The sequence below is a fragment of the Mycobacterium sp. TH-M82 genome, from assembly GCF_057473605.1.
The window spans coordinates 1-4992 of sequence record NZ_JBYCKY010000351.1; the positions used below are offsets into that span (position 1 = coordinate 1).

Annotated in this window: 5 protein-coding genes and 1 pseudogene; 5 read left to right on the forward strand and 1 reads right to left on the reverse strand. The window is 67.1% G+C overall.

The window, feature by feature from the left end:
* Positions 1–985, reverse strand: a 985-nt coding sequence (locus AC2VON_RS10870) for an FAD-binding oxidoreductase (protein ID WP_486952965.1), incomplete at its 3' end; no start/stop codon positions are given.
* A 50-nt stretch (positions 986–1035) separates the two neighbouring features.
* On the opposite strand from AC2VON_RS10870, the gene AC2VON_RS10875 reads away from it, so the two are divergent.
* The 5 genes and pseudogenes from AC2VON_RS10875 to AC2VON_RS10895 all read left to right on the forward strand — a co-directional run.
* A complete protein-coding gene (locus AC2VON_RS10875; RefSeq protein WP_486952962.1) occupies positions 1036–2574 on the forward strand; it encodes a glycerol-3-phosphate dehydrogenase/oxidase in 1539 nt (512 codons plus the stop codon).
* A gap of 65 nt (positions 2575–2639) precedes the next feature.
* Positions 2640–3281 carry a TetR/AcrR family transcriptional regulator gene (locus AC2VON_RS10880; protein ID WP_486952963.1) on the forward strand — a complete coding sequence of 214 codons (642 nt, stop codon included), beginning with the start codon at positions 2640–2642 and terminating at the stop codon, positions 3279–3281.
* 77 nt (positions 3282–3358) lie between these two features.
* Positions 3359–4363: pseudogene (locus AC2VON_RS10885) on the forward strand (FAD-dependent monooxygenase); the annotation flags it as partial.
* A 55-nt stretch (positions 4364–4418) separates the two neighbouring features.
* Positions 4419–4502 carry a hypothetical protein gene (locus tag AC2VON_RS10890; RefSeq protein ID WP_486952966.1) on the forward strand — a complete coding sequence of 28 codons (84 nt, stop codon included), beginning with the start codon at positions 4419–4421 and terminating at the stop codon, positions 4500–4502.
* Between the two features lie 172 nt (positions 4503–4674).
* Positions 4675–4992: SDR family NAD(P)-dependent oxidoreductase (locus AC2VON_RS10895; RefSeq protein ID WP_486952964.1), on the forward strand; the 318-nt coding region annotated here is incomplete at its 3' end.

Below are 4992 nucleotides of genomic sequence, written 5' to 3' on the forward strand. Positions count from 1 at the left end.
GCTCGCCGATCGCCTCGGTGGTGGCCAGGTTGACTCCGGTTTCGGCTTCGTCGGAGAGCCGGACGACGGTCGGGCCGGTGCCGGTCTGGGCGACCGCGCGCAGCGCTGCGGCACCGCTGGCAAAGTCCGGGAAGGACCATGCCTCATACCGGGTGATTTCCGGTGCCCGGTGCACCCGCACCCGCACCCGGGTGATGACGCCGAAAATGCCTTCCGAGCCGATGATCAGCTCGCGCAGGTCCGGTCCGGCCGCCGATTCCGGAGCACGCCCCAGGTCCAGCACACCGGCGGGGGTCACGACGCGTAGCCCCCGGATCATGTCGTCGAACCTGCCGTAGCCGGCCGAGTCCTGTCCGGACGACCGGGTGGCGGCGAAACCGCCGATGGTGGCGAACTCGAAGCTCTGCGGGAAATGTCCGAGCGAGAAGCCGTGGTTGCCGAGCAGCCCCTCGGCGTTCGGACCGGTGACCCCGGCGCCGAACGCGGCCTCGCCGGACACCTCGTCGAGGCCGAGCAGCTGATCGAGGCGCCGCAGGTCCAGCGACACGACGGCGGCGAACTCGCCGCGAATCGGTTCGAGCCCACCGACCACGCTGGTGCCGCCGCCGAACGCGACGACGGCGATGCGATGCTTGCAGCAATAGTCCAGAATTGCGGCGATGTCGTCCTCGCCACCGGGCAGGAGCACCGCGTCGGGTGCGTCCTGAACGCCGGCTTCCTTGCGTCGTAACAGGTCCAGGGTGGATTTTCCGCCGGCGTGCAGCAGCCGGTCGCGGTGGCCGGCCCGGCAGTAGTCCGCCCCGACGATGCCGGCCAGCGCCTCCCGGTCGGCGTCGGATAGCGTGCTGGGGCGCAACTGCACCTGGTCGGGCCCTGGCTCTGCCGCAGCCGAATCACCAACGCCGAGCGCCTGTTTCAGCAGGGCCCGGATGCCGTCGGAGAGCGGCTTGGCTGCGTCCGGGGCGCCCCAGGCGTTCCATTTCATCGGCGGCAGCAGGGCATCAGAATTAGTCACGCGTTACAGTATCGGTCCTGATGCCCGATACGCCCAGCTCTGCCGCCCTCAACGCGGCCCGTCGGCACGCCGAGCTGACCAGGCTGGCCGACGGTGAACCGCTTGACCTGGTGGTGATCGGGGGCGGCATCACCGGCGCCGGGATCGCACTGGACGCGGCAGCTCGTGGCCTGTCCGTGGTGCTGGTGGACAAACACGATCTGGCGTTTGGCACTAGCCGGTGGAGCTCCAAGTTGGTACACGGCGGACTGCGCTATCTGGCCACCGGAAACGTCGGCATCGCCCGGCGCAGTGCGATCGAGCGTGGAATCCTGATGACCCGCAACGCCCCTCATCTGGTGCACGCGATGCCGCAGCTTGTTCCGCTGCTGGGATCGATGCGCCGCGCCGACCGGACTCTGGTGCGTGCCGGGTTCCTCGCCGGCGATCTGCTGCGCCGGCTGGCGGGCACACCGGCGACGATTCTGCCCGGGTCGCGCCGGATTGCCCCGGGGGGCGCGATCGATTTGGTACCCGCCGTGCGCCGCGACGGCCTCGACGGCGGCCTGCTGGCCTATGACGGGCAGCTGGTCGACGACGCCCGGCTGGTCACCGCGGTGGCGCGCACCGCCGCCCAGTACGGTGCGAAGATCCTCACCTACGTGGTGGCGTCGCAGGCCACCGGGACTTCGGTCCGGTTGACCGATCAGCGCGGCGGCGACTCGATCGACGTGTCCGCGCGTGCCGTCATCAACGCGACGGGGGTGTGGGCCGCCGAGATCGAACCATCGCTGCGGTTGCGGCCCAGCCGGGGAACGCATCTGGTGTTCGACGCAGCCGCCTTCGGACATCCCTCCGCGGCGCTGACGGTGCCGATACCCGGTGAACGCAATCGCTTCGTGTTCGCCATGCCCGAACAGCTGGGCCGGGTCTATCTGGGGCTCACCGACGAAGACGCCCCTGACCCGATCCCCGATGTGCCGCAGCCGACTGCCGAAGAGATCGCGTTTCTGTTGGACACCGTGAACCCGGCGCTGGGAACCACACTGGGCAAAGACGACGTCATCGGTGCATACGCCGGACTGCGGCCGCTGGTCGACACCGGCGCCGGGCGCACCGCCGATGTCTCCCGCAACCACGCCGTCATCGAGTCGCCATCCGGGGTGATCAGCGTGATCGGCGGCAAACTGACCGAGTACCGGTACATGGCGGCCGACGTGCTGGATCGCGCCGTCAAGCTGTGTGGGCTGAACGCCGCGCCGTGCCGAACCCGAGACCTGCCTCTGGTCGGTGCGCCGGCCAACCCGGGATCGGCGGTGCCCCGGATGGCCGGGCTGCCGGACTCGCTGGTCGCGCGCTACGGGGCCGAGGCGGCCAACGTCATCGCGACCGCCACCTGCGAGCGGCCCGCCGACCCGGTGGCCGAGGGTATCGACGTCATCCGGGCCGAGTTTGAGTACGCGGTCAGCCACGAGGGCGCGCTGACCGTCGACGACATCGTGGACAGGCGAACCCGTATCGGCCTGGTGGCCGCCGATCGTGAGCGGGTGGTCGACGTGGCAGGGGAGTTTTTGACGTAGATGTGACGACGGTTTAGTACCTTGGGGCGGAACCGAGTCGTATCGATCAGAACGGATCACTGACCATGACAGTTGAGAGCCCTGGAAGCGGCCGGGTGGCGCGCACTCCGCGCTCGGCACGAAGCCCGGGACGCCTCGATCGGTCCCTGGACACTGTCATCCTCGATGCGACGCTGGAGGGGTTGGCCGAACACGGCTACGACCGTATGACGATGGACGACATCGCAGCGCGCGCTCGCGTCGGTAAGGCCGCGATATATCGTCGCTGGTCGTCCAAGGTGGCGGTGGTGGCCGATGCGATCGCGCACTGGCGACGGCGACTCGGGCCGGTGGAACCGCCGAACACCGGCAGCCTGCGTGGCGACATCGATACCCTGGTCGCTCAGGTGCCTGACCACGACGAAGCCGACCTGAACACGATCGCGGTGATTGTCGGGGTGGCGACCGCGGCGATGCACAATCCGGTGTTGGCCGCCGCGTTGGACGATCTGGTGCTAGCTACGCCGCGCCACGTGATCCGGGTGATGCTGGACCGCGCCGTCGCCCGCGGAGAAGTCGCCGCCGGTCGGGACTTGACCCTGCTACCCGACGCCTTGATGGGCCTCAATGTTCTGCGGGTGATGACGGGACGGCCGATCGACCGAGTCTTCGTCCGGCGCGTGCTTGAAGACGTGATCCTGCCGATTGCCACCGCGCCGCCGCCGTAGCAGTTGCGAGTTCGACCCGAATGTGCCACATTGGTCGGATACGGAACTAGCTGGTTCCGTATAAAAAGAGGATGGCGATGAGCGTCAAGCATGTCCCGGTGCTGATCGTGGGTGCCGGTGCGGGCGGCCTGGCCACCTCCGCCCTGCTCGCCAAGCACGGCGTTAAGTCGTTGCTGGTCGAAAAGCGTCGTGAAGTGTTCATCTACCCGAAAGCCCGCAATCTGAGCTTCCGCAGTCTGGAGATCCTGCGCGGACTGGACTTGGCCAGCGAGATCCACGCTATCGCCGAAGGCGTTAGCGACATGATCGTGAAGCCGACGCTGAACAGCGCCGAAGGGCAGCAGGCGTTGGACGTCGACGCGATCTTCGCGCCCTTCAAAGGACTGAGTCCCGAGCTTGCCGGGCAATACTGCCCGCAGAGCGCATTCGAACCGATCCTGCTCGCCCGCATCCGTCGGTACGGCAGTCAGGTGCGCTACAAGACGGAGTTGTGTTCGTTTGGGCAGGACGAGACTGGTGTGACAACCGTAGTGCGCGAGCGGGATTCGGGAGCATCGGAAACAGTGCGGGCCGACTATCTCATCGCCGCCGACGGCGTGCACAGCTCGATTCGTGATGCGCTTGGCGTCACCACCTCCGGCTACGGGGCACTTCCGATCTTTGTCGTCTTCATCTACTTCCGGGCGCCGTGGCGAAATTTCGTGCCCCAGCTCAGCGACGGTGACGCCGTGCAGGTCAGGAGCGCAGATGTGGACGGCATATTCCTGCCCGTGCGCGAAGACCTCGCCATGTTCATCACCACGTACTTCCCGGCCCGCGGGGAGACCGCTGCTCAGTTCACCGGGCAGCGTTGCCGCGAGTTGATCCTGAAGGCTGTTGGTGAGCCGATCGACCTGGAAGTCATCGATGTCGCGCCGTGGCAGCCGTACGAGCGGGTGGCCGACCAATTTCAGAGTGGCCGAGTCTTTCTCGTCGGCGACTCGGCCCACACCATGCCCCCGTTCAAGGGCGGAGGAGCCAACACTGCCATCCAGAGTGCGCACAACCTGGCCTGGAAGCTCGCCGCCGTCCTGCACGGGGCGGAGCGACGGTCGGTGGGCGGAACTGACCGGCCTATCGCCTGATGCGGCGCTGCTGGTGCGTCCCGACGACGTCGTCGCCTGGCGCGCCCGTGCTGTCCCGCGATCACCGGAAAAGCGTCTCAGTCAGGTGCTGTCTTAGATCCTCGGCCGGATGCAGTGAGCAAGTCGAATGGTCTGCGTTGAGCACCTCGGCAAGCTTTCGTGTTCCCGGTCCGCACACACCGCTTTGAATTCACGGTTTTGCGCACGCTCGCGGAGGGTGGTAGTTGACGATGGTGATCAGGTTTCTTGTCCGGAATGGAAGGTAGGCGATGAGAAATCTTGCGGGCAAATCCGCGGTGGTGGCGGCCGGAGCCAAGAACCTGGGCGGACTGATCAGCACCACGCTGGCCGAAAACGGTGTCAACGTCGCGGTGCACTACAACAGCGCGAGCAGCGAACCCGACGCCGACAAGACCGTCGCCGCAGTGCAATCGGCCGGCGCCAAGGCGATCAAGGTGGCCGGCGATCTGACCAAACCGGCCAACGTGAGCGCGCTGTTCGGCGCGGCGGCAGACGCGTTCGGCGGAGTCGACATCGCGATCAACACCGTCGGCAAGGTGCTGCGCAAGCCGATCATGGAAACCACT

Excerpts from the sequence above, each read along its gene's own strand:
- AC2VON_RS10880 (WP_486952963.1), top strand. The coding sequence starts at position 2,640 with ATGACAGTTGAGAGCCCTGGAAGCGGCCGGGTGGCGCGCACTCCGCGC.
- AC2VON_RS10875 (WP_486952962.1), top strand. The coding sequence starts at position 1,036 with ATGCCCGATACGCCCAGCTCTGCCGCCCTCAACGCGGCCCGTCGGCAC.